At 68.3% G+C, this 25763-nt stretch carries 23 protein-coding genes; 13 read left to right on the top strand and 10 right to left on the bottom strand.

The genetic code is table 11. The features are described 5' to 3' along the window. Together ACQY68_RS07105 and ACQY68_RS07100 are read right to left on the bottom strand one after the other, a co-directional pair. Window positions 1–1170, bottom strand: coding sequence for an acyl-CoA dehydrogenase family protein (locus tag ACQY68_RS07105; protein ID WP_428152345.1), 1170 nt, complete (start codon window positions 1168–1170; stop codon window positions 1–3). Next, entirely contained in the window at window positions 1167–2930 is a 1764-nt protein-coding gene (locus tag ACQY68_RS07100; RefSeq protein ID WP_428152344.1) for a class I adenylate-forming enzyme family protein, read from the bottom strand. Before ACQY68_RS07100 ends, ACQY68_RS07105 begins: the two co-directional genes overlap by 4 nt. Before the next feature lie 254 nt (window positions 2931–3184). Here ACQY68_RS07100 and ACQY68_RS07095 point away from each other — a divergent pair, with 254 nt between their 5' ends. The 4 genes from ACQY68_RS07095 to ACQY68_RS07080 are packed head-to-tail and all read left to right on the top strand — an operon-like array spanning window position 3185 to window position 8080. Then, on the top strand, window positions 3185–4759 hold the full coding sequence (locus ACQY68_RS07095; RefSeq protein ID WP_428152343.1) for an exopolysaccharide biosynthesis polyprenyl glycosylphosphotransferase: 1575 nt from the start codon (window positions 3185–3187) through the stop codon (window positions 4757–4759). Further along, window positions 4759–6207, top strand: a complete 1449-nt coding sequence (locus tag ACQY68_RS07090; RefSeq protein ID WP_428152342.1) for a lipopolysaccharide biosynthesis protein — start codon at window positions 4759–4761, stop codon at window positions 6205–6207. Before ACQY68_RS07095 ends, ACQY68_RS07090 begins: the two co-directional genes overlap by 1 nt. Beyond that, on the top strand, window positions 6204–7139 hold the full coding sequence (locus ACQY68_RS07085) for a glycosyltransferase family 2 protein (protein ID WP_428152341.1): 936 nt from the start codon (window positions 6204–6206) through the stop codon (window positions 7137–7139). Before ACQY68_RS07090 ends, ACQY68_RS07085 begins: the two co-directional genes overlap by 4 nt. Continuing rightward, the gene (locus ACQY68_RS07080) at window positions 7139–8080 is read left to right on the top strand and encodes a glycosyltransferase family 2 protein (RefSeq protein ID WP_428152340.1); all 942 of its coding nucleotides are present in this window, start codon (window positions 7139–7141) and stop codon (window positions 8078–8080) included. Before ACQY68_RS07085 ends, ACQY68_RS07080 begins: the two co-directional genes overlap by 1 nt. Here the strand turns inward: ACQY68_RS07080 and ACQY68_RS07075 are convergent. Continuing rightward, window positions 8061–8762, bottom strand: coding sequence for a hfsB (locus tag ACQY68_RS07075; protein WP_428152339.1), 702 nt, complete (start codon window positions 8760–8762; stop codon window positions 8061–8063). The two genes, ACQY68_RS07080 and ACQY68_RS07075, sit on opposite strands and share 20 nt — an antisense overlap. A 49-nt stretch (window positions 8763–8811) precedes the next feature. Beyond that, on the bottom strand, window positions 8812–10275 hold the full coding sequence (locus ACQY68_RS07070) for a GumC family protein (protein WP_428152338.1): 1464 nt from the start codon (window positions 10273–10275) through the stop codon (window positions 8812–8814). Window positions 10276–10369: 94 nt separating this feature from the next. Here ACQY68_RS07070 and ACQY68_RS07065 point away from each other — a divergent pair, with 94 nt between their 5' ends. Beyond that, entirely contained in the window at window positions 10370–11095 is a 726-nt protein-coding gene (locus tag ACQY68_RS07065) for a polysaccharide biosynthesis/export family protein (RefSeq protein WP_428152337.1), read from the top strand. A gap of 260 nt (window positions 11096–11355) precedes the next feature. On the opposite strand, the gene ACQY68_RS07060 is transcribed toward ACQY68_RS07065, so the two are convergent. Together ACQY68_RS07060 and ACQY68_RS07055 are read right to left on the bottom strand one after the other, a co-directional pair. Further along, window positions 11356–11667, bottom strand: coding sequence for a sel1 repeat family protein (locus tag ACQY68_RS07060; protein ID WP_428152336.1), 312 nt, complete (start codon window positions 11665–11667; stop codon window positions 11356–11358). A 199-nt stretch (window positions 11668–11866) separates the two neighbouring features. Next, complete coding sequence (locus ACQY68_RS07055; protein ID WP_428152335.1) at window positions 11867–12586, bottom strand: glutathione S-transferase family protein; 720 nt, start codon at window positions 12584–12586, stop codon at window positions 11867–11869. Between the two features lie 173 nt (window positions 12587–12759). Here ACQY68_RS07055 and ACQY68_RS07050 point away from each other — a divergent pair, with 173 nt between their 5' ends. After that, window positions 12760–13914: an RcnB family protein gene (locus ACQY68_RS07050; RefSeq protein ID WP_428152334.1), complete on the top strand. Its 1155-nt coding sequence runs from the start codon at window positions 12760–12762 to the stop codon at window positions 13912–13914. 18 nt (window positions 13915–13932) lie between these two features. Here the strand turns inward: ACQY68_RS07050 and ACQY68_RS07045 are convergent, their stop codons facing one another. From ACQY68_RS07045 to ACQY68_RS07030, 4 genes are all read right to left on the bottom strand, one after another. After that, entirely contained in the window at window positions 13933–14205 is a 273-nt protein-coding gene (locus ACQY68_RS07045; protein ID WP_428152333.1) for a hypothetical protein, read from the bottom strand. Then, on the bottom strand, window positions 14196–14444 hold the full coding sequence (locus ACQY68_RS07040) for a hypothetical protein (RefSeq protein ID WP_428152332.1): 249 nt from the start codon (window positions 14442–14444) through the stop codon (window positions 14196–14198). Before ACQY68_RS07040 ends, ACQY68_RS07045 begins: the two co-directional genes overlap by 10 nt. 71 nt (window positions 14445–14515) lie before the next feature. Continuing rightward, a complete protein-coding gene (locus ACQY68_RS07035) occupies window positions 14516–14977 on the bottom strand; it encodes a DNA polymerase III subunit chi (protein WP_428152331.1) in 462 nt (153 codons plus the stop codon). Window positions 14978–14979: 2 nt separating this feature from the next. Then, on the bottom strand, window positions 14980–16452 hold the full coding sequence (locus tag ACQY68_RS07030) for a leucyl aminopeptidase (RefSeq protein WP_428152330.1): 1473 nt from the start codon (window positions 16450–16452) through the stop codon (window positions 14980–14982). 141 nt (window positions 16453–16593) lie between these two features. Between ACQY68_RS07030 and ACQY68_RS07025 the strand changes: the two genes are divergently transcribed. From ACQY68_RS07025 to ACQY68_RS06995, 7 genes are all read left to right on the top strand, one after another. Further along, the gene (locus ACQY68_RS07025) at window positions 16594–17727 is read left to right on the top strand and encodes an LptF/LptG family permease (RefSeq protein WP_428152329.1); all 1134 of its coding nucleotides are present in this window, start codon (window positions 16594–16596) and stop codon (window positions 17725–17727) included. Beyond that, window positions 17724–18872 carry an LPS export ABC transporter permease LptG gene (gene lptG, locus ACQY68_RS07020; RefSeq protein ID WP_428152328.1) on the top strand — a complete coding sequence of 383 codons (1149 nt, stop codon included), beginning with the start codon at window positions 17724–17726 and terminating at the stop codon, window positions 18870–18872. Before ACQY68_RS07025 ends, lptG begins: the two co-directional genes overlap by 4 nt. A gap of 39 nt (window positions 18873–18911) precedes the next feature. After that, the gene (locus tag ACQY68_RS07015) at window positions 18912–21353 is read left to right on the top strand and encodes an LPS-assembly protein LptD (protein WP_428152327.1); all 2442 of its coding nucleotides are present in this window, start codon (window positions 18912–18914) and stop codon (window positions 21351–21353) included. Between the two features lie 73 nt (window positions 21354–21426). Continuing rightward, window positions 21427–22761, top strand: a complete 1335-nt coding sequence (locus ACQY68_RS07010; protein ID WP_428152326.1) for a peptidylprolyl isomerase — start codon at window positions 21427–21429, stop codon at window positions 22759–22761. A 4-nt stretch (window positions 22762–22765) separates the two neighbouring features. Beyond that, window positions 22766–23761 (top strand): 4-hydroxythreonine-4-phosphate dehydrogenase PdxA, encoded by a 996-nt coding sequence (pdxA, locus tag ACQY68_RS07005; protein WP_428152325.1) that lies wholly within the window; start codon window positions 22766–22768, stop codon window positions 23759–23761. Window positions 23762–23770: 9 nt separating this feature from the next. Then, a complete protein-coding gene (gene rsmA / locus ACQY68_RS07000; protein WP_428152324.1) occupies window positions 23771–24583 on the top strand; it encodes a 16S rRNA (adenine(1518)-N(6)/adenine(1519)-N(6))-dimethyltransferase RsmA in 813 nt (270 codons plus the stop codon). Further along, the gene (locus tag ACQY68_RS06995) at window positions 24580–25710 is read left to right on the top strand and encodes a pyridoxal phosphate-dependent aminotransferase (protein WP_428152323.1); all 1131 of its coding nucleotides are present in this window, start codon (window positions 24580–24582) and stop codon (window positions 25708–25710) included. The genes rsmA and ACQY68_RS06995 overlap by 4 nt, the downstream gene beginning before the upstream one ends. The last annotated feature ends 53 nt before the right edge of the window (window positions 25711–25763 follow it).

Below are 25763 nucleotides of genomic sequence, written 5' to 3'. Positions count from 1 at the left end.
TCAGAGCCCCAGGACCAGTTTGGCGATGATGTTGCGCTGGATCTCGTTGGACCCGCCGTAGATCGAGGTCTTGCGCACGTTGAAATAGGTCGGCGCCGCGCGGCCGGCATAGTCCGGCCCGACCGGCCCTGCATTCCCCAGACCCCGCGCGTCCGGCAGCCCGTAAGGCCCCACCGCTTCGAGCGTCAGTTCGGTCAGCCGCTGCTGGATCTCCGTCCCCTTGATCTTCAACAACGACGACTCCGGTCCCGGCCCCCTCCCGGAACTCTGCCGCGCCAGCGACCTCAGCTCGGTATATTCCAGCGCCAGCAGATCGATCTCCAGCTCCGCCAGCTTCGCCGCGAAACCCGGGTCGTCGGCGATCCCCTCCTTCTCCGCGATCTTGCGCAGCTTCTGCAGCGACCGCTTGGAGCCGGCGACATTGGCGATATTGGTCCGCTCGTGCGCCAGCAGGAATTTGGCGCAGGTCCAGCCCTCGTTCTCGTTGTGGATCCGGTTCTCGACCGGGACGCGGACATCCTCCAGCCAGACCTCGTTGACCTCGTGGCGCCCGTCCATGGTGATGATCGGCCGCACCGTGACGCCGGGGCTCTTCATGTCGATCAGCAGGAAACTGATCCCCATCTGCGGCTTGGCCGTCGGGTCGGTGCGCACCAGGAAGAAGCCCCAGTCGGCGTATTGCGCCAGCGTCGTCCAGGTCTTCTGGCCATTGACGACATAGTGGTCGCCCTCACGCACGGCTCGCGTCGTCAAACTGGCCAGATCGGACCCTGCCCCCGGCTCCGAATAGCCCTGACACCACCAGATGTCGCCCGCCAACGTGGGCGGCAGCCAGCGCGCCTTCTGCTCCGGCGTGCCGAAGGTGTAGATCACCGGCGCCACCATCTTCAGCCCGAACGGCAGGATCGGCGCGGTGTCGGCGAAGGCCAGTTCCTCGGCCAGCAGGAATTTCTGCACGTCGCTGAGACCCGGCCCGCCGTATTCGGCCGGCCAGCCCGGCGCGACCCAGCCCTTTTTCGCCATGACGCGGTGCCAGGCCAGATAGTCGTCCCTGTCCAGATCGATCCCGGCATCCTGTTTGGCGCGGATGTCGGCCGGATAGTCCGAGGCGATGAAGGCGCGGACCTCGTCGCGGAAGGCGACGTCCTCGGGCGAGAAGTCGAGATTCATGCGTCGCTCTCCGATGTCAGCATCGCCTTGAGGTCGTTCTTCAGCACCTTGCCGGCGGCGTTCCTCGGCATGGGTTCGTCGAGCACATAGATGTCGACCGGCCGCTTGAAGGCGGCGAGCCGACCCACGGTCAGATTGCGCAGGGCCTCGACGTCGACCGTCTTGCCCGGCGCCACCGACACGAAGGCCACGGGCTCCTCGCCCAGCACCGGATGCGGCCGCGCCACCAGGGCGACCTCGGCCACGCCCGGATACTCGAACAGGATGGCCTCCACCTCCTGGCAGTAGATGTTCTCGCCGCCCCGGATGATGATGTCCTTCTTGCGATCGACGATGAAGCAGAAGCCCTCGTCATCGACGCGCGCCAGATCCCCCGTCCGCACCCAGCCATCGACGAAGGTCTCGCCCGTCTCCTCGGGCCGGTTCCAGTAGCCGCGCACGATGTTCGGCCCATAGGCCAGCAGTTCGCCGACCTCGCCGATCGGAACCTCGGCGCCATCTCCGTCGACAATCCTGATCTCCCCGACCGGGATCGGCGGACCACAGCTGTCGGGCCGGTTCAGATAGTCCTCGCCCAGATGATGGGTGTGGGTCGCCGAGGTTTCGGTCATGCCCCAGCCCGAGCCGGGACGGCCCGTGGTCTTCTTCGCGATCTCCCCGACCAGCGCGCTCGGCGCCGCCGCCCCGCCATAGGCCACCAGCTCCAGCGAAGAGAGATCGTATCTGGCCCGATCCGGGTGCTGCAGCAGCTGGATCGCCACGGTCGGCACCCCGCCGATCGAACTGATCCGCTCGCGCTCGATCAGCATCAGCGCCTCGCCCGCATCGAACCGGCGCTGGCAGACCAGCTTCTGGCCGATGACCAGCGCGGGCAGCAGGACGGCATTGCACCCCGTCGTGTGGAAGAAGGGGATGGAGACCAGCCCGACCTTCTGCGGCGCGTTGGCGTCGATCTGGGGCGGCGCCTCGCCACGCCGGACATAACTGCGCGCCAGGGAAAACAGTCCGGCGACCAGACTGCAGCTCGCATTCCGATGCGTGCCAAGCGCCCCTTTCGGCATCCCCGTCGTGCCCGAGGTATAGAAGATCGTCGCCGCATCCTCGGGGCCCATCGCAACGCCCGGCATGACGCCCTCGGGCAGGTCCGCCCAGGTTGCGGACGCGCCGATCACGGACTCCAGTGTCGTGACGCGGGCATCGGTCGGCGCCGCCGTCATGCGGCTGGCGAAGAAGCGCTTCAGGTCCGGCAAGCCGTCCAGCGCCGGCTGGATCAACGCCAGCCGTTCGGCATCGACCACCACGACCTTGCTGCCCGAATCCTTGAGCCCGAACGCCAGTTCCTCGGCGCTCCACCAGGCGTTCAGCGGCGTGACGACCGCGCCCAGCAGGGCCGCACCGAAGAAGGCGACCGGCCATTCCGGCAGGTTGCGCATGGCGATGGCCACCCGGTCCCCGGCGACGACTCCCGACGCCCTCAGTTCGGCGGCGAACGCCAGAGCCGCACGGGCGAAAGCCTCGAACGTCACCCGCTCGTCGCCATAGACGATGAAGGTCTTCGCCCCGTTCGCGCGTCCGGCGAGGAAGGTGTGCGTCAGGGTCGGCGGCGCATTCTTCCACGCCTTCACCGGCCGCCCGTCGATCTCCACCGTTTCGATCTCGAACAGCGTGCCCGGCCGGGTCAGCAGGGCCGTCGCTTCCGCAAGATCCATGGCGGGCCAGCCGTGGGGTATGGGCGAGGCCGGATCGACCGCGTCGTTCATGGATGTTTCCTCGGTATGGCCGCTTGTGCGGCTCTCGACTGTGACGCCGGATCAGAGACCCCGGTCCAGGCGAACATGCGGCGGCCGGGGCCGATACACAACGTATCTGATCAACGTTCAGACGCGCGCCGCACCGAATGTTCGATCCCGCGGCCGCTCGCCGGATCTGAACCCCCGGTGCGCCATGGACGAACGCATCCGGGATCGAGCGCCGCGTTAACGTGACATCCACGGCGCCTGTGCAGACTGGGGTCATGACGAGCGCCATCGATATCAGCCGTGCGACGGCGCTTTCCGACGCGGGCGAGACCGCCGCGCGGCTCGACGCACCGGGCCTGCAGGCTCTGGCCGCCCGGTCCATGGCCGCGCCCAAGGCCGACGGAGCCGCGCGACGCGGACCCTTCCGTCCTGAGGTCTGGCTGAACGCGCGCCAGCGTCACGCCTCGCGCCTCGCCGTCCACTGGTTCCGTAGCGCCGACGTCGCCGCGGTCTCGATCATCACCGTCGCCATGGTCTGGGCCATGACGCCGGGCGGCCTGTTTGCTGCGCCCCTGTCGGCCGTCCTGCCCTTCGCGGTCGGGGCCGTCGTCGTGCTGGGCCTCATGCGGTCCCTGGGCCTCTACCGCTTCGCCCGAGGTCAGAAGACGCCCTTGCATCTCGCGGCCGTCGCCGGCGTCGCCCTCGTCGGCGGCGCTGGCGCGGTCCTGCTCGACGCGGCCCTCGCCGGCGGGGCCGGGATCTCGGCCTACATCGTCTGGACCGGCCTGATCACGGTCAGCCTATATGTCCTGCACATGGGCTGGAGCGACCTCGTCGCCGGCTGGCGCGGCAAGGGCGCCCTGACGCCGAACATCGTCCTCGTCGGCGCGACCCGCCACGCCGAGACCCTGATCAAGGACGCGCTCAAGCGCCGCGACATCAATGTGCTGGGCGTGTTCGACGACCGCCTTGCCCGTAATCCCGACAGCGTGGCGGGCGTGCCGGTGCTCGGCGACGCCGAGGCCCTGATGACGCACCGGATGACGCCCTACGTCGACAAGATCGTCCTCGCCATCGACCCGAAGGCCGAGAAGCGCGTCCGGGAACTGACAGCCCGTCTGTCCGCCCTGCCCAACGAGGTCACCCTGCTGGTCGATCCCGTCGACGAACACGAACGCAGCGCCGCCCTCGACCGTCTGGCCAGCGCCCCTCTGGCCTCGCTCGACGGCCGCATCGACGACGACCGCCGCGCCTTCAACAAGCGCATTCAGGACATTGTCATCGGCACGGTCGCCCTGATCCTGCTGGCCCCCGTCATGGCCCTGACGGCGCTCGCCATCCGTCTCGACAGCCCCGGCCCGATCTTCTTCCGCCAGCGTCGCCACGGTTTCATCCACGAGGAGATCGTGGTCTGGAAATTCCGCTCGATGCGCCAGGAGGCCGCCGACGCCACCGCCAGCCGACAGGTCACCACCGATGACGACCGAGTCACCCGCGTCGGCAAGTTCATCCGCTCGACCAGCCTCGACGAACTGCCCCAGATCTTCAACGTCCTGAAGGGCGAGATGTCGCTGGTGGGCCCCCGCCCCCACGCCATCGGCATGAAGACCGGCGCGGTGGAGTCCGCCCGCCTCGTCGCCGAATACGCCCACCGCCACCGCATGAAGCCCGGCATGACCGGCTGGGCCGCCATCAAGGGGTCGCGCGGACCGCTCCACTCGGCCCAGGACGTCCGCCGCCGGGTCCAGCTCGACATCGAATACATCGAGCGTCAGTCCCTGTGGCTCGACCTCTGGGTCATGTTGGTCACCGTCCCCGTCCTGCTGGGCGATAAAGCCGCGATCCGCTGATGTTCTGGCGCGGCGTCTGGGGCTACCTGCCCGCCAACATCGTCCAGGGCTTGGTCGGTTTCGGGGCCATCGTGGTCTTCACCCGCCTGTTGTCGCCGGAGGATTTCGGCCGCTACGCCATCGCCTTCTCGATCATGACCCTGGTCCACGTCGGCACGTTCAGCTGGCTGGAAGCCGCCATGGCGCGCTTCTGGGCCGCCGAGGAAGGCCAGTCGCTGTCCGACCACTTCCTGACGCTGTACCGCACCGCCGCGGTCATGAGCGTCGCCGTCCTGCCGTTCGCGGCCCTCATCCTGTGGGTCTCGCCCCTCGGACACGGGCTGAAGCTGGCCATCGCCGCCGGCCTCGTCGGCATCCCCATCCGCTGCCTCGCCAAACTGGCCCAGGAACGGTTTCGCGCCTCGGGCGAGGTGACCAGATCGGCCGGCATGGACATCGTCGTCACCCTCGGCGGCTTCGCCATCGGGGCCTTCTGCGCCTTCCACGGTGTCGGCGCGGCCTCGCCCCTGATCGGCCTGGCGGTCGGCCCCCTGCTGGTCCTGCCGTTCGTCCTGCCGAATGAGCTGAAGCACGCGCGCGGCGGCGTCCTCTACCGCGACCGCCTCGGCGCCTACGCCCGCTACGGCTACCCCATCGCGGCAGGCCTCGGCCTCAGCCTGATCATGGCCTCGACCGACCGGTTCCTGCTCGAGATCTACATGGGTCCGGCCGCCGTCGGCGCCTATCACGCGGGCTACAGTCTCGCGAACCGCACCCTCGACGTCCTGTTCATCTGGCTCGGCGCGGCGGGGACCCCCGCCCTGATCATGGCCTGGGAGCGCGGCAGCCGCGACGCCTTCATGAAGGCTGCCCGCGAACAGGCCTCGACCTTCATCCTGATCGGCCTGCCCGCCGCCGTCGGCGTGGCCCTCGTCGCCCGTCCGCTGGCCGACTTCATGATCGGCGAGGACCTCCGCTCCGTCGCCGCCTCCGTCACCCCCTGGATCGCCCTGTCCGCCCTCCTGTCCGGCACGACCGCCTACTACCTCAGCCAGTCCTTCGTGCTGGGCCGCCGCACCGACCGCCTGCTGCTGACCCTGTGCATCCCGGCCGGTTCGAACGTGATCCTCAACCTGATCCTCGTGCCCCGGATGGGCGTCCACGGCGCCGCCATCGCCACCGCGACCAGCTTCGGCATCGGCGTCCTCGCCTCCATCGGCATGGGCCGGTCGATTGTCCGGATGCCCATCCCCTGGGACACCCTGACCCGCTGCGGCGTCGCCTCCGCCGCCATGGCCGCCGCCGTCCTGCCCCTGCCGGCCATCGGCGGCGTGCCTGAACTGATCCTCAAGGCCGGGATCGGCGCCGTCGTCTACGCCGTCGTCGTCATCATCCTGAACGCCGCCGGGGTCCGCGACCTCGCCGCACGCCTGATCGGCGCCCGCCTGAACCGGAGCGCGACCGCATGAGCCGTCCCGTCATCACCGACAACGCCAGCCGTCGCGGCGCCAGACCCGCCGTCTCGGTCCTGATCCCCTTCCTGCGCGACGACCCGTCCGAGCTGCTCCAGCTGCTCGACGAGGAGGCCGGCGCGGTCGATCGCGCGGTGGAGGTCATCGTCATGGACGACGGCACCAACGATCCCGACCTGACCGCCCGTCTGCAGGCCCGGATCAAGGCCATGGCCCTGCCCGCCCGCCTGATCACGCTGAAGACGAACGAAGGCCGGTCGAAGGGCCGCAACCGTCTGGCCACTGCGGCGCGCGCGGGCTCGCTGCTGTTCCTCGACAGCGACATGCGCCCCGATCACCGCCGCTTCCTCTGGACCTGGGCCGACCTCGTCGCGCGCGAGGACCCGGCCGTCGCCTTCGGCGGCTTCTCCCTGCTCCAGGCCCCGACAGACGCCCGCTTTCAGGTCCACCGCTCCATGGCCGCCAAGAGCGACTGCGTCCCGTATCAGGAGCGCGCCCGTACGCCGGAGAAATACGTCTTCACCTCCAACCTCCTCGTCCGCCGGGACGTCTTCGAGGCAGAGACCTTCGATTCCGAATTCTCCGGCTGGGGCTGGGAGGACGTCGAATGGGCCATGCGCGTCTCGCGCCGCTTTACCGTCGTCCACGTCGATAACCCGGCCACCCACATGGGTCTGGACACGGTCGAGGCGCTGGCCGGCAAGTACGAGCAATCCGCCGGAAACTTCGCCCGCGTCGTCGCCCGCCACCCCGACATCGTCGGGACCTACCCCAGCTACAAGGCCGCCCGTCTGCTGAAGAAGATCCCCGCCATCGGCGCCCTCCGCCCTTGGATCAAACGGGCTGCGACCACGACCTGGATGCCGACCAAGGCCCGCGCCTTCTCGCTGCGCCTCTACCGCGCAGCCCTCTACGCTGGAGCCGTGTGATGCAGCCCGTGTCGGTCATCGTGCCGACGATGCGCAGGCCCGAAAGCCTTGAACGCGCCCTCCGCTCCCTGTTCGTCCAGACCGCCCCGATGGCCTCCATCGTCGTCGTCGACAACGATCCGTCGGCCACGGCCCGCGACACGGTCACGCGCCTGACCGCCGACAGCCCCTGCCCCCTGATCTACCGCCACGAGCCTCGCCCCGGTGTCGCCACGGCCCGCAACGCCGGTCTGTCGATGACCAACGCCCCCCTGATCGCCTTCCTCGACGACGACGAGGCCGCCTCGCCGACATGGCTGGCCTGCCTCCTCGCGGCCCTCGACCAGACCAAGGCCGATGTCGTCTTCGGCCCCATCGCCGGCCGCGTGCCCGCCGACACCGGCTGGGCCGCGCTTTATCTCGAAGCCTTCTTCGGCCGCGCCGGTCCCTCGACCACGCAAGCGATCGACAAGCCCTGGGGCTGCGGCAACTCCCTGATGATCCGCGCCACGGCCCTGCCCGGCGCCGCCCCCTTCGACGCCTCGGCCGATCAGTCGGGCGGGGAAGACGACGCCCTGTTCGCGGCCCTCGCCTCGCGCGGCGGGACTTTCGGCTGGGCCGCCGACGCCTGGGTCGACGAGTTCGCCCCGCCCCACCGCGCCACCATGCGCTACGCCCTGTCCCGCGCCTTCGCCTATGGCCAAGGCCCCAGCCAGACTGCGGCCAAGGCCCGCGACTGGCCGGGCGTCGCCAAATGGATGACCGTGGGCGCCGTCCAGACTGCCGTCTGGGGCCTGGCCGCTATCGCCACCACCGTCATCGCCCATTCCTCACGCGCCGGCCTGATGGACAAGGCGGCGCGGGGTCTCGGAAAGATCTTCTGGATGAAGGGGTTCGAACCCCACTTCTACGGCGCGCGCGAACTCGCCCGCCTGAACAGGGTCAGCCCGTCAGCCGCCTGAGGAAGGCCGGCGGCGAATAGGTCGAGCGATTGACCACGACGCCTGCGATCCGACCGCCCACGGATTCGATCTCGTCGCGCAGGATCACCGGCTCGTTCGCCGCCGTACTCTCTGCCGCCACGATCAGCACCGTCGCATCGACGTAGGGCGCGAGCGTGATGCACAGATCGCTGCGATCCGCCGCCGGCGAGTCGATCACAACCGTATCCGCATGCTTGCGCATCGCGTCCCAGTAGCGCGGATCCGACAGGGGCTCGGCCCTCTGCCCGGACCTTAGCACCTCTGCCCGGAACCGCGTGACCCACAGCCGACCGCCCAGACACGGCCGCGCCGTCATCAGCCGCGCCGGCGCGATCGGCTTGCGATCCCGCCCCATGACCGGCGGCGTCACCACGAAGAAGCTCGACCCGTCCGGCGACGAAGACGCCGCAGCGCCCAACCGCCCGAACCGCTCCGGCTCCCCCGCAACCGCCTCCTGCTGCCCCGGCTGGGCCAGATCGGCGTCGATCAGCCAGACCGGCTTCCTCGCCCGCACTGCCGCCAGCCGCGCGAACTCGCGCGCGACCGTGGACGCCCCCTCGCCGGAGTTGGCGCAGGCGAACTGGATGACCCGGCCGCGATGAGCGGGGGCCGATCCCAGCGCGGCCCAGAGACCCGCCATTTCAGATGTGAGATCGACCATGCGAATCGGTTACGCGCTGCAACTTGGCCCGAAGGCTAACACGATGATCTCAGTGGGCCTTCATAGGGGCCACGGCCAGAACCGGCATCTCCAGCGTCCGGCCTGCGATGCCCGGGGTCGCGAAGCCCCGGCGCGTGAACACCCGCAGCAGACCGACGCACAGGGCCGTGAAGCCGGCGAACAGGACGACCAGCGCCAGCAGAGGCAGCTTCAGGCTCGTCCCCCGCGTCGGCGCCGCCGCCCGCTCGACGACCCGCACATTGTCGGCCCCCGCGGCGACCAGCCCGTTGTCGGCCCGGCTCTGGGTCTCGCGCTGCTGGAACTCGCGGATCGAGGCGGTCAGTACGTCGCGGTTCGACGTCAGGGTGGAGTTCTGCGACTCCTCGCGGGTCAGCTGGGCCTGCCGGTCGAGGATTTGCGCCAGTTGCCGGTTCACCGACGACAGCCGCGCGACCAGAGAATCCCGCTCCGCCTGGGTCGTGATCCGCGTCGTCTCCAGTTCTGTCCAGACCGGGTTCGGCCCCAGACGAACCTCTTTCGCCCCGACCGTCGTGCCGCTGGCGACATATTCCTGCAGCCCCGCGATCCGCGCCTCGATGTCGAGGATCGGCTGGCTGTCCGGCTGATAGCGCGCCAGCAGCTGCTCACGTTCGGTGCGGAGTTGCAGGATCTGGTCCTGAGCCGACACATTGAGATCCTGCTGTAGTGTGACCTCGGCGGGCGTCCGTTCCTGCTGCGCTTCCAGCGTCTCCAGTCGACGAGCCGCCTGGTTCAACTGGTTCTCGACCGAGAACTTCTCGGTCAGCGTCGACTGATAGGTCGCCGCCAGCGCCGCCTTGGTCGCCGCGAAGTCGCCGATGTCGTTGGTCGCCAGGAACTGCTCATAGGCCCGGTCCACGTCCGCCAGCTCATCCTCGAACACCCGGCGCTGCGTCTGGATGGCGGGGGTGGAGCGGTCCTGGAACACCTCGCGACGATAGATCAGATACTGGTCGATGATGGCGTTCAGGACCCGCGCCGACTTCTCGGCGCTGTCGCTCTCGAAGCTTAGCCCGATGGTTGCGCCCTGCGGCGTGGTGCCAATCTCCAGACCGTCGTTGATGAACTTGATCGCGTCGCCTTCCTGCTTGGCCACGGGATCGGTGTTCACCTTTCCGGGCTTCTGGAAGAACGGCAGGCCCAGCGCCCGCACGGCCCTCAGTTTCACTTCCCGCGTGCCGATGATGTTGGCCTCGGCCTGGGCGACCTCGCCGACGGCCGGCGGCTGGGACTGGCGATCGGCCAGCCCGCCCACGCGCGGCTGATAGACATATTCCTGACCGGCGTTGACCAGCAGGCTCGCCCCGGCCGTGTAGGTCTTCTTGAGCATCAGGACGGCGCCGGCGCCAATGGCCAGGACCAGCACGAAGACCAGAATCATCACCAGCAGTTCGCGGAACAGCAGGCCGATCACGTCGAACAGCCCATAGCGCGGTCGCGCCGAGACATAGGCTGTCGTTGTGGCCGAACGCATGGGGACTGGCGAATCCGTCGCAGAGTGAACCGTGTCCGATCCTTCGCCTGTCGGCGTTAACCACCCGTTACCCATAAGGGGTAAGGTTCGATCCATGTTCGATCGGCGTCAGATTCTGTGGACCATGGGCGCGGCCATGGTCGCTTCCTCGGTGGCCGGCTGTGCGTCGGGCCAGAGCGCGCCGCGAGTCGACCGTGTCCAGCGTGGCGGGTTCGACGACATCGCCTTCGCCGACTGGACCGACGACGAGCCGGAATATCTCCTCTACCCCGGGGACGAGATCGAGGTTGCGACGCCGACCGCGACGGAGCTGACGCGCACCCTCAGGGTCGGCCCCGACGGTCGCATCGCCCTGCCTCTGATCGGCCAGGCCATGGCGGCGGACAGGACCCTGGCGGAACTCGAGTATGAACTGAGCGCGGCCTATGCCTCGCAACTGGTGCGTCCGGTGGTCGAGATCACCCTGAAGACCGCCGGGCCGATGAAGGTCTGGGTCGATGGCGAGGTGCGCACGCCCGGCGTCTACGACATGAACGGCGACATCGACGCCTATCAGGCCATCATCCAGGCCGGCGGCTTCCTGCCCAGCGCCCGGCCTCAACAGGTGGCCCTGATTCGGCGCGGCCCGGGCAGCGTGCGAATGATGCGGGTTGTGGATCTGCGCCAGCGTCGCGGCGAGGTGATCGCCCTGCGCCGTGGCGATGTCCTGTACGTGCCGCGCTCGACGCTCGGCGAACTGGCCAACTTCTTCACCCAGGTGAAGGCCGCCCTGCCCGTCGGCTTCAACTACACGATCAACGGCCAGTATCAGCAGTTCTAGGCTGGCGGCGCCGCCCAGGAATAAAGTCTCCACACGCTCTTGCGCCGCGCATCGACCGCCCCATGTCCGAGACAGGTCTTTGAAAAGTCGGTCACGGGCGCCGACACGCCCGAAACGAGTCCGACAGCGGGACTCGAGTCCAATCCGTCCTCACACGCGATCTGGCGAAATTTCAATGCGATCGCGCCGAAATCTCCGCGATCTGGACTCTGTGGACTATCTGGACTCCGTTTTTCGGAGTCCAATCCGTCGCGGAACCCTCAGGCGGCCAGCTTGACCACGCCGGCGTCGATATAGCGGCGAGCGGCGCGCTGGGCCTCGGCGATCTCGTCGCGTTCCATCTCTTCGGACATTTCGCGGCGATAGACCCGGGCTTCGAGAGAGCCCTTCATGGCCGCCAGGTTGAAGATCATGTGGGCCGAGACCCGGTCCATCGGGCAGCCGCCCGATCCCGACGAGTACATCATGCCCAGACGGAACAGGGCGTCGCCGTCCATGTCTGCGGTGGGCAGGGGCAACGGGGCCGCCTCGACCTCGTTGTGCAGTTCCGGCGCGGTTTCTTGCGCGTTCATCACGGTCGTCCTTTGCGATGGCGGACGTCCGTTCTGGACCCGCCCTTCGACCGTGATCAAATACCCCCGGTTTGAAGTTAAAGTTAACAGCGCCGGGAGCCGCAAAGTCTTTTCAGTAAAGGGAAAATGAATACTCCACAGTCGATTCAGACCTGCGAAATATACCGTCAAGACGGCGTTTACCGACCTTGTTGAAAGCCTAACGCGCGCGCTGTCCGAACAGGACCTTTCGCGCCTCCTCCGCCGCCTTGCCGGACGCCGCGAGATTGCGCCGCATCTCCTCGCCCAGCGCCCGTCCGGCCTTCACCGCCGGCCGCGACCCGACCCTGTCCATCCACGCCGCGAGATGCGGGAAGTGCGCCAGGTCCTGTCCCTGATGCTCGGGCAGAACCCAGGGCCAGGCCGCCATGTCGGCGATCGAATAGTCGCCCGCCAGATACTCCCGATCCGCCAGCCGCCGGTCCATCACCCCGTACAGGCGGTGCGTCTCGTCGGTGTAGCGGCGAACGCCATAGGCGATCTGCCTCTGGTCCTTGATGATCGCCGGGGCGTACTGGCGGAAGTGGTGGGTCTGGCCCGCCATCGGCCCCAGCCCGCCGACCTGCCAGAACAGCCACTGGTCGACATCGGCCCGCTGGCGAATATCGGTCGGATAGAACTGCCCCGACTTGTTCCCGAGATACTGCAGGATCGCCCCGCTCTCGAAGATCGACAGCGGCGCCCCGCCCGGCCCGTCCGGATCGACGATGGCGGGCATCCGGCCGTTGGGACTGATCGCCTGGAACTCCGGCGTGAACTGCTCCCCGACCCCGATGTTCACCGGCTTCAGCTCATAGGGCAGTCCCATCTCCTCAAGGGCGATGGAGACCTTCCAGCCATTGGGCGTGGGCCAGTACCAGAGCTTGATCGGGGCGGTCATGGCGGCGTCTCCAGCGGATGGCTCGGGCCTCTGATCTGGACCGCCCCAACGGTGGCCGCAAGCCCGTCACGAACCGTCAGAGGCGCCCTGACCGTCGTTCAGCCACCGTTCATGGACAAAAGACGACCGTCACCACGAGCCGCCGGAGAACCGGCGTGCGGGGAAGAAGCGAAATGAAATCGATGCTGACGGCATTCGTCGCCCTGGCCGCCCTGGCGGTCCCGGCCGGCCTGCCCACACTGGCGCTGGCCCAGGACGACGCCTCCGTCGTCGCCGAAGCGCCACCCCCCAACGATGCCGGCGGGCGCTACCAGCCGGACGAGTCCTCCCCCCCTCCCGCGCCTCGCTTCGAGCAGCCGCGCCCGCAGGTCCAGGACGTCCAGGACCGTCGCGGCGGCGGTGGAGATCGCGGCGGGCGTGACGGCGGCGGTGATCGTGGCGGAAACAACGGCGGCGGCGGAGACCGTGGTGGCCAGGGCCCGGGCGGCAGTGATCGCGGCGGCAACAACGGCGGCGGTCAGGGCGGCGGCAACGGCGGCTGGAATGGCGGCGGAGACCGTGGTGGTGATCGTGGCGGGCAAGGCGGCGGCAACGACGGCCGCGGGCGCGATCGCGGCGGCAACACCGAGACCGGCAACGGCCCAGGCCGCTGGAACCCCAACAATCCGCCGGTCGTGACGCCTCCGACTCCGGGTCAGGATCGTGGCGGCCGGGGTCGCGACAATGACGGCCAGGACTGGAACCGCGGCAATGACGGTCGCGGTCGTGACAACAACGGCGGCTGGAACGGCGGCAACCAGGGTCGGGACGGACGCGGTCAGGACTGGAACCGTGGCAATGACGGCCGGGGTCGCGGCAACGGCGGCTGGAACGGAAACAACGGCCAGAACAACGGCGGCTGGGACCGCGACCGCAACAACGGCGGCCGCAACTGGCAGAGCGATCGCAACGGTCGTCGCGACTACAATGGCTGGGGAAATCGCTGGAACCAGAACGACTGGCGCCGCGACTGGAACCGGGGCCGCTCGAACGACTGGTGGCGCAACGACCGCGGCTTCCGGGGCTACTCCGGCTACCGTTTCGGCTTCTATTTCGCGCCGAACTACGGCTACTACTCGGTGCCGAGAAACTACTGGGGCCAGCGCTGGTACCAGGGCGACTATCTGCCCTCGATCTTCTGGCGCTACAGCCTCAGCGACTACCGCACCTACGGCCTGGGCTACCCGCCTCCGGGAACCCAGTGGGTCGCCGTCGACACCACGATCTATCTGATCGACAGCTACGACGGCTACATCATCGAGGTCATCTACGACGCCTGGCGCTGGTAGGCGCCGGGCGGGCCGGGGTCAGCCGCAGTCGACGCTGCGGATGATCCCGGTCGCCTTGTCGAAGCGGATGTTCAGCCGGTCCTCACGGTAATCCCGGGTCGACGCGCACGTCGTGCAGACGAACCGCACATTGGCTCCAGCCGCGAAATCGACCGCGCCCATATGGCTTCCAATCAGGGACCGCGCCGCCGCTGCGTCGCACCGCTTGGGCCCCTCGGGCTGAGTCGCCGGCGGCTGGGCGCAATTCGCCAGTAGCACGCCACCCAGCATCATCCCGGCGATCATCCGCATCGGACCTGCTCCACGATCTCGGTCCGGGCGTTGTAGAAGATGTTCAGCCGGTGAGGCGAGAAGTCCATCGTCACCGGACAGGTCGTGCAGACCACCCGGCGGTTGACGACCTCGACCGGCACCGGAATCTCGTTCCGGTGCTTGCCGACCAGATACTGGAAGTCTGCGGCCTTGCAGAGGTCCGCCTCACCGTCCGGCATATGCGATCCGACCGGCTGGTTCGCCTCGGCTTCGGCCACCACCGAAGGCGCGGGCGGCTCGGCGACCGTCGCCGGCGTCGAGGAACAGGCCGCCAGGAACAGGACTGCGATCAGGCCGCCTTTTCCCAGCGTCCCTCGTCCGACTGTTTCCAGTAGGCGAGGTTGGCTCCCTGCCCCTTCAGCGCCTTCCAGCGTTCCCGCGCCGTATGCAGCGCGGTCTCGTCGCGACCGTCGAAGATGATGAAGCATCGCTCGAACTCCTCTGTGAGGCTCATCTCCGAGCCGTCGACGATAAAAAGCGCCTGAGACCCGTTCGGGTTCTCCTCTCCCGCCGTCAGCAGGATCGGCTGGCGCTCCGGATGGGGCTGATCGGCGAGGCCGTGGGCCAGGAAACTGTCGTCCCGCCAGGTCCACAGCCGCTCGTCGATGGCCTCGCGCGCATCGGGGTCCGCGACCCTGACGCGCGCCTTCCAGCCGCGTTGAAGGGTGCGGTCCAGCAACTCGGGCAGGACCTGATCCAGCGTGGATCGTTCCAGATGGTAGAACCAGATCTCGCCCGAGCCGTCGGCCACGATCAGCCTTCGTAGGTGTCGGCCACCATGCGGTCCAGCAGACGCACGCCCCAGCCCACCGGACCGTCGGGAACCGTCGCCCGCGTCGACTTCGAGACCCAGGCGACCGGCGCGATGTCGATGTGGGCCCACGGCACGCCGTTGGTGAAGCGCTGCAGGAACAGCCCGGCTGTGATCGAGCCGCCGTCGCGCCCGGCCGAGTTCTTCACGTCGGCGTTCACGCTGTCCATGATCTTGTCGTACTGCGGCGGCAGCGGCATCCGCCAGACGTTCTCGTTGACCTTCGGACCGGCGGCCAGAATGGCGTCGGCCAGTTCGTCGGAGTTCGAGAAGACCCCGGCGTAGTCCAGGCCCAGAGCGATGATCATGGCCCCCGTCAGCGTCGCCAGATCGACCATGAACTTCGGCTTGAAGCGATCCTGCGTGTACCAGAGGGCATCGGCCAGAACGAGGCGACCCTCGGCGTCTGTATTGATGACCTCGACCGTCTGGCCCGACATCGAGGTGACGATGTCGCCCGGGCGCTGGGCGTTGCCGTCGGGCATGTTCTCGACCAGGCCCAGAACGCCCACGGCGTTGACCTTGGCCTTGCGGCCCGCCAGCGCATGCATCAGTCCGGCGACGGCGGCCGCGCCGCCCATATCCCAGATCATGTCTTCCATGCCGGCAGCCGGCTTGATCGAGATGCCGCCTGTGTCGAAGCAGACGCCCTTGCCGACGAAGGCGATCGGCGCGTCGCCGGCCTTGCCGCCATTCCACTGGATCACGGCCAGCTGGCTCTCACGGACCGAACCCTGGCCCACGCCCAGCAGGACGTGCATGCCCAAGGCCTCCATCTCCTTCTCGCCGAGAATCTCGACCTTCAGGCCCAGACGCTCCAGCTCCTTCACACGGCGCGCGAACTCGGCCGGGTAGAGGATGTTGGCGGGCTCGGCGACCAGATCGCGGGAGAAATACACCGCGTCTGCGACCGCGCTCAGCGGCTCCAGCGCGACCTTGGCCCCGGCCACATCCTTCGTGACGATATTCACCGTGGTGACCGACGGGATCTTGTCCGGCTTTTCCTTGGTCCGGTACTTGTCGAACCGGTAGGCGGCCAGATGAACGGCGAAGGCGGCGCGCGCGGCCTGGACGCCCGACAGATGGCCGAGGTCGATCGTCAGCACTTCCGCGCCCGACAGGCGCACGGCGTTGAACGCGGCGCCGGCGGCGGTCTCGATCGCCAGGTCGTCGAACTTGCCAGCCTCGCCCGCGCCGACCAGCACGATGCTGTCGGCCTTCACGCCCGAGGGGGCGGCGACGATCAGGCTGGAATTGGCTCCGCCGGTGAAGCGGCCGGCGCCCATGGCCCGTGTCAGGGCCCCGCCGGTGGCGGCGTCATACTGTCCACCCTCGCCGGCCAGGCTGCGGCCGTCATGGACGAGGATGGCGAGAACGCCGGACGCGCCGGCTTCGGCGACGAAATCGATCTTCATGGAAACGCATACTCCAGCCGGGATGGACTCCCGGTCATTGAACTGTGGGTGGTCACGCCCGCCATTGTCGGCGGCGCGCCCGGACGTGTATTAGATGCGCCGCAACGTCCGCGCCCGCAACCGGGTGATTTCATCGCCCGCATGACCCTGATTCAACGCTACCTTTTCCGACAGATCAGTTTGCCCGTGCTGGCGGCGTGCGGCTCGCTGGTCGGAATCGGCCTGCTGAGCCAGAGCCTCGACCAGCTCGAAGTCATCGTAGAGCGGGGCCAGAGCGTCTGGGTCATGCTGAAACTGACCCTGTTGGCGGTACCCCAGCTATTCGGCGTCATCCTGCCCATCGGCCTGTTCGTCGGCGCCCTGATCGCCCTGACCCGGCTGCAGCGCGAACAGGAACTGACCGCCGCCTATGCCAGCGGCATGTCGCGCTGGCAGATGATCGCGCCCTCCGCGCGTCTGGCGCTCGCTATCGCAATGGTGGCCCTCGCGACCAATGTCCTGGTTCAGCCCTGGGCCCAGCGCACATCGCGCGAACAGGCGTTCGAAATCCGCACCGACCTCGCCGCCCTGCTGGTCGAAGAGGGGCGCTTCGTCCAGGGTCCCAACGGCCTGACGGTCTACGTGCAGCAGATCGAACAGAACGGCCTTCTGAAGAACCTGTTCATCTACATCGAGGACGGCGACACGGTGACCACCTGGGACGCGTCCGAGGCGCGCTTCGGCCGCGTCGACGGCCAGCCCGTCCTGACGATGAAGCAGGGCTCATGGCAGCAATACGATTCCAAAGGCGTGCTCCAGCAGCTGTCCTTCGACGGCTATGTCTTCCCGCTGGGCCAGTACGTCAGCGACACCGAGCACATCCGCTACAAGCCGGCCGACCTCTGGATCACCCAGTTGTTCAACCCCACGCCCGATGTTCTCCGCGACACCGCCCCGCGCGGCGAACTGCTGGCCGAGGCGCACAGCAGATTGTCGTCGCCCCTCTATGCCCTGACCGCCATGGCCATGGCCCTGGCCGCCATCATGGGCGGGGCTTTCAGCCGCACGGGCTATAGCTCACGCATCGCCAAGGCCTCCGCCGCCTTCCTGCTGGTCCGCATCTTCGGCTACGCCGTCGTCGCCGCCAGCGCCTGGAACAGCTGGCTGAACGTGTTCCAGTACCTGCTGCCCATCGTTGCCACGGCCCTCGCCCTTCGCCTCCTGTTCAGGGCGCTGAAGCCGCGCCGGTCGAAAGGCCGGTCGCCTCTGGCCCAGTTGAAGGCGCGGTTCGCATGAGCGGCTTCGGATCCCTCGCCGACGCGCCCCGGCATGTTCTGAGCGCCCTGCGCATCGGACGGATCGAGCGCTATGTCCTGATCCAGCTGGCCCGCGCCCTGGGCGTCGCGCTCGCGGTCATCGCCGCGCTGGTGATGCTGATCGACTTCGTGGAGATTTCGCGCGGTCTCGGTTCCGATACCGATTTGTCGGGCCTGCGCATCCTCGGCCTGATGCTGCTGAAGTCGCCGGCGGTGATCGTGCAGCTTCTGCCCTTCGTCTTCCTGTTCGGCACTCTCGGGGCCTTCGTCGGTCTGAACCGACGGTCGGAGCTCGTGGCCATGCGCGCGGCCGGCGTGTCGGCCTGGCGGTTCGTCCTGCCCGCCGCGGGCGCCGCGCTGGCGCTGGGCGTCCTGACCGTCACCGTGATCGGCCCGGTCGCCGCTTCAGGCGACGGCCTGTTCCAGAGAGAGCGCGCGCGCATCTCCGGTTCGGTCGTCAGCGGCGAGGAACAGGAGGCGATCTGGCTGCGCGAAGGCGACGGCCCCCGTCAGATGGTGATCCGCGCCGGTCGTCAGGACCGCGCCAATGCCCGGCTGCTGGACGTGACCTTCTTCATCTACGCCACCGACCCGCAGGGCCGTCGTAAGTTCACCGAGCGGATCGACGCCCCTTCGGCCAGCCTCAGCGCCGGTCGCTGGCGCCTGTTCGACGCCGTAGGCGCCCAGACCGGCCAGCGCGCCGTCCGCTACGCCACGCTCGACCTCCCCTCCGCTCTCGCCGACGAAGAGGCGTTCGAACGCTTCGCCCGGCCCCAGTCGACGCCCTTCTGGTCACTGCCGGGCCAGATCCAGCGCATCGAGGACGCGGGCTTCTCCTCGACCGCCTATCGACTGCGGCTCCAGTCGCTGCTGGCCACGCCACTGGCCTTCGCCGCCATGACCATCCTGGCCGCCGCATTCTCGCTCAGACTGATGCGATTGGGCGATCTGGCGCGGATGGCCGTGGCCGCCGTGGTGCTGGGCTTCGCCTTCTTCTTCCTGAACCAGTTCTCGGCCGCCATGGGCTCGGCCGAGGTGGTGCCGCCGTTCGTGGCGGCCTGGTTGCCCGCGATCCTCACGGCGCTCGCCGCCTTCACCTTGCTGTTCTATACCGAAGACGGCTAAGCGGACCCCGGCGGGGGCCTGAAGGAACGGTTGGATTTGATGCGGGCTGAAGGCGCCGTCTCTCGCAAGACTCTGCTGCGGAACCGGCTTCTGGCCGGGGCGGCCGCGCTCGCCTGCGCGCCGTTGCCCGCCTTCGCCCAGACAACGCCTGCGGGGAGCACGCCTCCCGCCGTTCAGGCCGACGGACTGACGCCCGACGCCATCTATATCGAGGCCGACACCGCCGGACGTCAGGGCGACGTCATCAGCGCGACCGGCGAACGGGAACGCGTCTACGCCCGTTTCCAGGGCCACACCCTGCGCGGCCGCGCAGTCACCTACGACATCGCCCAGGGCATCGGCACCGCGGACGGCGACGTCGAACTGGTCGATCCCGAGCGCAACACGGTCTTCGCCAGCCATCTCGAACTCGATTCGGATCTGCGCGCCGGCGTGGCCGTCGACTTCGCCACCCGCCTGACCAACGGAGCCAGCCTGATGGCCGCGACGGCCGTGCGGCGGTCCGAGAACGTCAACGAGCTCAACTACGCCCTCTTCACCCCCTGTCCGATCTGCGACGACGCAGGCAATCCGAAGACGCCCTCGATCTCGATCCAGGCCGAGAAGGTGGTTCAGGACGAGGAACTGCGGGCGATCCTGTATCGCAACGCCGTGTTCAAGGTCGGCGGGGTGCCGGTCCTGTGGACGCCGTTCTTCGCCCATCCAGATCCGACGGTAGAGCGGGCGTCCGGCTTCCTGGTCCCGATCTTCAACTACGACGACGGGCGGGGCGTGTCGGTCGAGACACCCTACCTGCATGTGATTTCCCCGTCCGAGGACTGGCTGATCAGCCCGCAGTTCAACACCCGGGTTGTGCCGTTCCTGAACCTGCAATGGCGTCGCCGGTTCACCAACGGGACGATCGTGGCCCGGGGCGGCTACACCTATGCCCAGAACTTCGGCAACTTCGACCTGAACGGCGACGGCAGCGCGGAATCGAACGTCGACTTCGGCGACCGCACCAGCCGAAGCTATTTCCTCGGCTACGGCCGCTTCGATCCGGCCGGTCCGTGGCGCTGGGGCTTCACCGCCGAGCGGACGTCGGACAAGACCCTGTTCGACCGCTACGACATCATCGATCCCTATCAGGACAATGGCCTCTACTACGGCGATCAGCGCCGCCTGATCAGCCAGGTCTATGCCGAGCGCCAGACCGGGCGGTCGTACCTGTCGGTTGCAGCCTTCTCGATCCAGAGCCTGCGCGTCGCCCGGTTCAACGACGTGACCCCGGCGCTGAACATCTTCGAGGCCGACGGCACGCTGCCGCTGGTCGCGCCGCTGATCGATGCCCGCTGGGAGCCTTCGGGTCCCGTTCTGGGCGGGCGTCTGCGTCTGCGCGGTTCCGCCGTCTCACTCTATCGCGACGAGTATTTCGGCAGTCCGGTCCTGCGGCCCGAGATCATCCCGACGACGGCGACGACCTTCGGCCTGCCCGGCGTCGACAGCCGACGCGTGAGCGGCCAGCTGGACTGGAGGCGCAGCTTCGCCTCCCCGGCCGGCATACGTTATGAGCCCTTCGTCGACGGGCGGGTCGACGTCTATTCCGTCGCCGACCTGCCGCCGGTTCTAGGGCTCGAGGACGAGACGATCACGCGCGGTCGTGCCACCGTGGGCCTGGACGTCAGCTATCCCCTGATCCGTCGTCTCAGCAACGGGGCGGATGTCATCATCGAGCCGCTGGGCCAGATTTCGGTCTCCACTGACCCGGATCTGGATTTCCGCATCCCGGTCGAAGACGCCCAGACGCTGGAACTCGACGAGTCGTCCCTCTTCAGGATCGACCGCTTCCCCGGCTACGATCTGCTGGAGGGCGGGGTTCGCCTGACCGCCGGGGTACGCACCACCCTGCGCTGGAGCGAAGGCCGGACCGCCAGCCTGTTCGTCGGGCGCAGCATGCGCGACGCCGAACAGGACGGCTTCCGCATTCCCATCCCGGACGCGCCGAACCGTCTCTATGACCCATCCGGCCTGGCCTCGCAGACCTCCGACTGGGTTGTTCAGGGCACGTTCCAGCCGTCGGACCGGATCCGGGGCTGGGGCCATGCGACAGTGGATGGGTCCGGCGACATCCGCCGCGCCGAGATGGCCGTCGACGGCCGGTGGGGCCGGCGCAACTTGGCGACCGCCAGCTACATCGTCGATCGCTCCAATCCGCTCGATGGACCGCTCAACCGCAACTACGAATTCGTCCAGTTGGCGGCCCAGCAGTTCGTCGCCGGCAACTGGGGCGTGACGGTCGCGGGCATCGCCGATCTGGAGCGCGATCTGATCACCCGTTCGGAGGTCGGCGTGGTGTTCGACGACGACTGTTTCCGCATCGAGGTGGGTTATCGCCGCGACAACACCCGCGTCAGCCCTACCGGCCCGTCGGACGGCATATTCTTCCGTCTAAACCTCGCCACTTTTGGAGGGTCAGGCTATGGATCAAACGGCTTGCGTTAGGCATGACGCGTAAAGGCGTGCGCCGACCCGGTGGGGAACCGGAAAAGCAGGCTCGAAGGAACCAGGACTGACCATGGGTTTGATGCGTTTTACGGCCGGGGTCGCGATGGCCGCGCTGGTCGCGGGTTCGGCGATTGCCCAGACTGCCCCTGCGGGTCAGGCGGCGGGTACACTGGATCCGGCCGCCGAGCAGGCACCCGCCACCGCCGCCGCTGCGGCGCCTGAGTTTACCCTCGCCGACGGCATCGTCGCCACGGTCAACGATCAGATCATCACCGGCTTCGACCTGCGTCAGCGCATGCTGTCGGTCATCGCGATGAGCCAGGTGCAGCCGACCGAGGAAAACATCCCCGCGATCCAGCAGCAGGCTCTGCAGGCCCTGATCGAGGAACGCCTGCAGGCGCAGGAGATCGCAAAATACGAGACCCTGAAGATCACCGACCAGGATGTGGATCAGGAAATCGCGACGATGGCCCAGGAAGCCGGGACGACGCCCGAGAACTACATGGCCTTCCTGGCCCAGGGCGGCATCCGCCCAAACGCCATGCGCGAACAACTGCGCACCGAGATCGGCTGGCGTGAACTGGTCGGTGGTCGCTTCAACAGCCGCGCCCGCGTGAGCCGCGCCCAGGTCGAACAGGCCCTGCGGCAACTGACCGAGGCAGCGTCCAAGCCCCAGTATCTGATCGGCGAAATCTACCTTGAGGCCAACCGCGTCGGCGGCCAGCAGGCGGCCATGAGCGGCGCCGAGCAGCTGGTCGCCCAGATGGTTCAGGGCGCGCCCTTCCAGGCCGTGGCCCGCCAATTTTCGGCCGCGCCGTCGGCCGCACGCGGCGGCGACGCCGGCTGGGTCGTTCAGGGCACGGTACAACCGGCGCTTCAGACCGCGCTCGACAACCTTCAGGTCGGCCAGCTGTCGCGCCCCATCCCGGTCGAGGGCGGCGTCTACATCATCTACATGCGCGACAAGCGTTCGGGCGCGGCTACCAGCCTGGTCACCCTGAAACAGGCCATGATCGAACTGCCGGAGACGGCCAGCGAGGCCGATGTCGCCGCCGCCACCCAGCGTCTGGAGGCCCTGCGGCCCAGCCTGACCTGCGACAACATCCTGCAACGCGCGACGTCGGAAGCGGGCCTGCTCGGCTCCGACCTCGGCGAAAGCGACGTGGCCAACCTCGCGCCCCAGTTCCAGCAGGTCGCCCGCTCGGCCGAGGTGAACACGGTGTCGAACCCGGTCCGCACGCCGCTGGGCGTCCACCTCGTGGCCGTCTGTGGTCGTCGGGTCGGCGGCGCAGACGTGCCGTCGGCGCGCGAGGTCGAAGGCCGGCTGCAGAACCAGAACCTGGCCATGCTGGCGCGCCGTTACATCCGCGACCTGCGTGCGGACGCCCTCATCGAAATGAAGTAATCGGGTGGTGGCGACGCCTCTCGTCCTGACTCTCGGCGAACCCGCCGGCGTCGGCGCGGAGATCATCGCCAAGGCCTGGACCGCCCTGTCGGATCAGTCCCCGTTTGCCGTCATCGGCGACGCCGCGCTGCTGGCCGGGCAAGGCGTGCCGGTCCGCGAGATCGGCGACCTGTCCGATGCCGGCGCCTTCTTCGCCCGCGCCCTGCCCGTCCTGAACCATCCGGCCCCCGCGCCGATCGAGGCGGGCAGGCCCGATCCGCGCAACGCCGGGGTCGTCGCCGACTGGATCGAACGCGCCGTCGCTCTGGCGTTATCAGGGGAGGCGTCCGGCGTGGTCACCGCCCCGATCGCCAAGGCGCCCCTCTACGCCGCCGGTTTCCGCTTTCCCGGCCACACCGAGTTCATCGCCGAACTGACCGCCGACGCCCCCTACACCGGCACGCGCGGCCCGGTGATGATGCTGACGGCAAAAGACCTTCGCGCCTGTCTGGTAACCATCCATGTCGCCCTGGATCAGGTGCCGGAGCTGGTGACCGAGGAACGCGTCGCCCGTACGGCCCGGGTCGTGCACGAGGTCCTGCGCCGCGACTTTGGCATCACCCGGCCGCGTCTGGCTTTGGCCGCCCTGAACCCGCATGCGGGCGAAGGCGGAGCTCTGGGCTTGCAGGAGATCACGGTCCTGAAGCCCACGGCCGAGGGCCTGCGTGCGGAAGGCATCGACATCACAGATCCTCTGCCCGCCGACACGATGTTCCACGACGAGGCGCGCGCGACCTATGACGCCGCCATCTGCCTGTACCACGACCAGGCCCTGATCCCGGTGAAGACGCTGGACTTCTGGGGCGGGGTGAACGCCACCCTTGGCCTGCCCGTGATCCGCACCTCGCCCGATCACGGCACCGGGTTCGACATCGCGGGCAAGGGGATCGCGCGGCCCGATAGCCTGATCGCGGCCATCCGGCTGGCCTCGGAGATGGCGGCCCGGCGCGCGGCGGGCTAACAGGGGCCGGTGACCGACCTCCCCCCCTTGCGCAAATCTCTCGAAGCCCACGGCCTGCTGGCCAAAAAGAGCTTCGGCCAGCACTTCCTGCTGGACCTCAACATCACGCGGAAGATCGTCCGTCTGGCGGGCCCGTTCGAGGGCCGGGCCGTGATCGAGGTCGGGCCGGGCCCCGGCGGGCTGACGCGTGCGATCCTGGAAAGCGACGCCGGAAAGGTCGTCCTGATCGAGAAGGACCCGCGGTTCCTGCCGCTGCTGTCGGAGCTGGATAACGGCGACGGGCGGCTGACCATCGTCGAGGCGGACGCGCTGAAGGTCGATCAGTCGAAGCTGGTCGAGGGCCCGGCCCATGTCGTGTCCAACCTGCCCTACAACGTCGGGACGCCCCTGCTGATCGACTGGCTGACGGGAGCGTGGACGCCCGTGGCCATGACCCTGATGTTCCAGAAGGAGGTCGCCGAGCGGATCGTGGCGGCGCCGGGCGACGACGCCTATGGGCGACTGGCGGTCATCTCCCAGGCCGTGGCGGAGGCGAGGATCGTGATGCACCTGCCCGCCGCCGCCTTCACCCCGCCGCCCAAGGTGGCCTCGGCCGTGGTGCATGTCGTGCCTCGCCCCGACCGGCCGGACGCCGCGACCCTTAAGCGGCTCGAGCGGGTTACGGCGGCCGCCTTCGGCCAGAGACGCAAGATGCTGCGGTCCAGCCTGAAACAGCTCGGCGGCGGCGCCCTGTGCGAGACGGCCGGGATCGACCCGGATGCGCGGGCCGAGACGATCGACATCGCGGGCTTCCTGCGGCTGGCCGGAGCCCTGCAGTCGTGAGCGAGATCGAGCCCTTCCGCGCCATCGCCATCAGCCGACTGGCACACGCCCTGAAGGCCGAGGGGCGGTCGGTGATCCACATGGAGTTCGGCCAGCCCTCCACCGGAGCGCCGCCCGCCGCCATCGCGGAAGCCCATCGCGTGCTGGATGCCGACAGCATGGGCTACTGGGAGAGCGCGCCGCTGAAGGCGCGGATCGCCCGGCTGTATGAGGAGCGCTATGGCGTCATGGTCTCGCCGGACCAGTTGCTGCTGACCAATGGCGCGTCGCCAGCCTTGGTGCTGGGGCTGTCGTCGCGGTTCTCGCCCGGCGACCGGATCGCCATGGCCCGTCCCGGCTATGTCGCCTACCGCAACACGGTGAAGGCGCTGCGGATGGTCCCGGTGGAGATCGCCTGCGGGCCCGACGAGCACTACCAGCTGACCGCCGCCGCGCTGGATGCGCTGGAGCCGGCGCCGGCCGGGGTGATCATCGCCAGCCCCGCGAACCCGACGGGATCGGTGATCGCGTCCGAGGAACTGGCCGCCATCGCCGGGGTTTGCGCCGCGAAGGGGATCCAGATCCTGTCCGACGAGATCTACCACGGCCTCTCCTACGTCGGGCCGCAGCCGTCGCTGCTGCAGTTCGCGCCAGAGGCCATGGTGATCAACAGCTTCTCAAAGTACTGGAGCATGGCCGGGTGGCGGCTGGGCTGGCTGCTGGTTCCGCACGACCACATCGAGCGGGCGCGCGCCTTCATCGGCAACCTGTTCCTGACCCCGCCGTCGCTGAGCCAGCATGCGGGCCTTGTCGCCATGGACCAGCACCAAGTGCTGGAGGGCCATATCCAGACCTATGCCAGGAACCGCGACCTGATGCTCGCCGCCCTGCCCGCGTTGGGGCTGAAGTCGATCGCCCCGCCGGACGGCGCCTTCTACATCTGGGCCGATATCGGCCACCTGACCGACGACAGCGTCGCCTTCTGCGAGCAACTGCTCAGAGACACCGGCGTAGCCACAGCGCCCGGCGTGGACTTCGATCCGGTCGACGGCCACCGCTTTATGCGCTTCAGCTTCGCTGTCTCGACGCCGGAGATCGAAGAGGCCCTGCGACGGATCACGCCGTGGTTCGGGAGCCGCGCCGCCTGATCGAGATTGGACTCTGGAAGGACCGAGTCCAGAGAGTGCAACCGAGCAACTAC

This window comes from Brevundimonas sp. (genome assembly GCF_965278935.1).
GTDB lineage: Bacteria > Pseudomonadota > Alphaproteobacteria > Caulobacterales > Caulobacteraceae > Brevundimonas.
The sequence above is the reverse complement of the archived record's forward strand: the minus strand, read 5'-3'. Positions and strand labels throughout refer to the sequence as shown.

Bases quoted from the DNA above. Each gene is read 5' to 3' on its own strand.
- ACQY68_RS07105 (WP_428152345.1), bottom strand. From the start codon at position 1,170: ATGAATCTCGACTTCTCGCCCGAGGACGTCGCCTTCCGCGACGAGGTC.
- ACQY68_RS07100 (WP_428152344.1), bottom strand. From the start codon at position 2,930: ATGAACGACGCGGTCGATCCGGCCTCGCCCATACCCCACGGCTGGCCC.
- ACQY68_RS07095 (WP_428152343.1), top strand. From the start codon at position 3,185: ATGACGAGCGCCATCGATATCAGCCGTGCGACGGCGCTTTCCGACGCG.
- ACQY68_RS07090 (WP_428152342.1), top strand. From the start codon at position 4,759: ATGTTCTGGCGCGGCGTCTGGGGCTACCTGCCCGCCAACATCGTCCAG.
- ACQY68_RS07085 (WP_428152341.1), top strand. From the start codon at position 6,204: ATGAGCCGTCCCGTCATCACCGACAACGCCAGCCGTCGCGGCGCCAGA.
- ACQY68_RS07080 (WP_428152340.1), top strand. From the start codon at position 7,139: ATGCAGCCCGTGTCGGTCATCGTGCCGACGATGCGCAGGCCCGAAAGC.
- ACQY68_RS07075 (WP_428152339.1), bottom strand. From the start codon at position 8,762: ATGGTCGATCTCACATCTGAAATGGCGGGTCTCTGGGCCGCGCTGGGA.
- ACQY68_RS07070 (WP_428152338.1), bottom strand. From the start codon at position 10,275: ATGCGTTCGGCCACAACGACAGCCTATGTCTCGGCGCGACCGCGCTAT.
- ACQY68_RS07065 (WP_428152337.1), top strand. From the start codon at position 10,370: ATGTTCGATCGGCGTCAGATTCTGTGGACCATGGGCGCGGCCATGGTC.
- ACQY68_RS07060 (WP_428152336.1), bottom strand. From the start codon at position 11,667: ATGAACGCGCAAGAAACCGCGCCGGAACTGCACAACGAGGTCGAGGCG.
- ACQY68_RS07055 (WP_428152335.1), bottom strand. From the start codon at position 12,586: ATGACCGCCCCGATCAAGCTCTGGTACTGGCCCACGCCCAATGGCTGG.
- ACQY68_RS07050 (WP_428152334.1), top strand. From the start codon at position 12,760: ATGAAATCGATGCTGACGGCATTCGTCGCCCTGGCCGCCCTGGCGGTC.
- ACQY68_RS07045 (WP_428152333.1), bottom strand. From the start codon at position 14,205: ATGCGGATGATCGCCGGGATGATGCTGGGTGGCGTGCTACTGGCGAAT.
- ACQY68_RS07030 (WP_428152330.1), bottom strand. From the start codon at position 16,452: ATGAAGATCGATTTCGTCGCCGAAGCCGGCGCGTCCGGCGTTCTCGCC.
- ACQY68_RS07025 (WP_428152329.1), top strand. From the start codon at position 16,594: ATGACCCTGATTCAACGCTACCTTTTCCGACAGATCAGTTTGCCCGTG.
- lptG (WP_428152328.1), top strand. From the start codon at position 17,724: ATGAGCGGCTTCGGATCCCTCGCCGACGCGCCCCGGCATGTTCTGAGC.
- ACQY68_RS07015 (WP_428152327.1), top strand. From the start codon at position 18,912: ATGCGGGCTGAAGGCGCCGTCTCTCGCAAGACTCTGCTGCGGAACCGG.
- ACQY68_RS07010 (WP_428152326.1), top strand. From the start codon at position 21,427: ATGGGTTTGATGCGTTTTACGGCCGGGGTCGCGATGGCCGCGCTGGTC.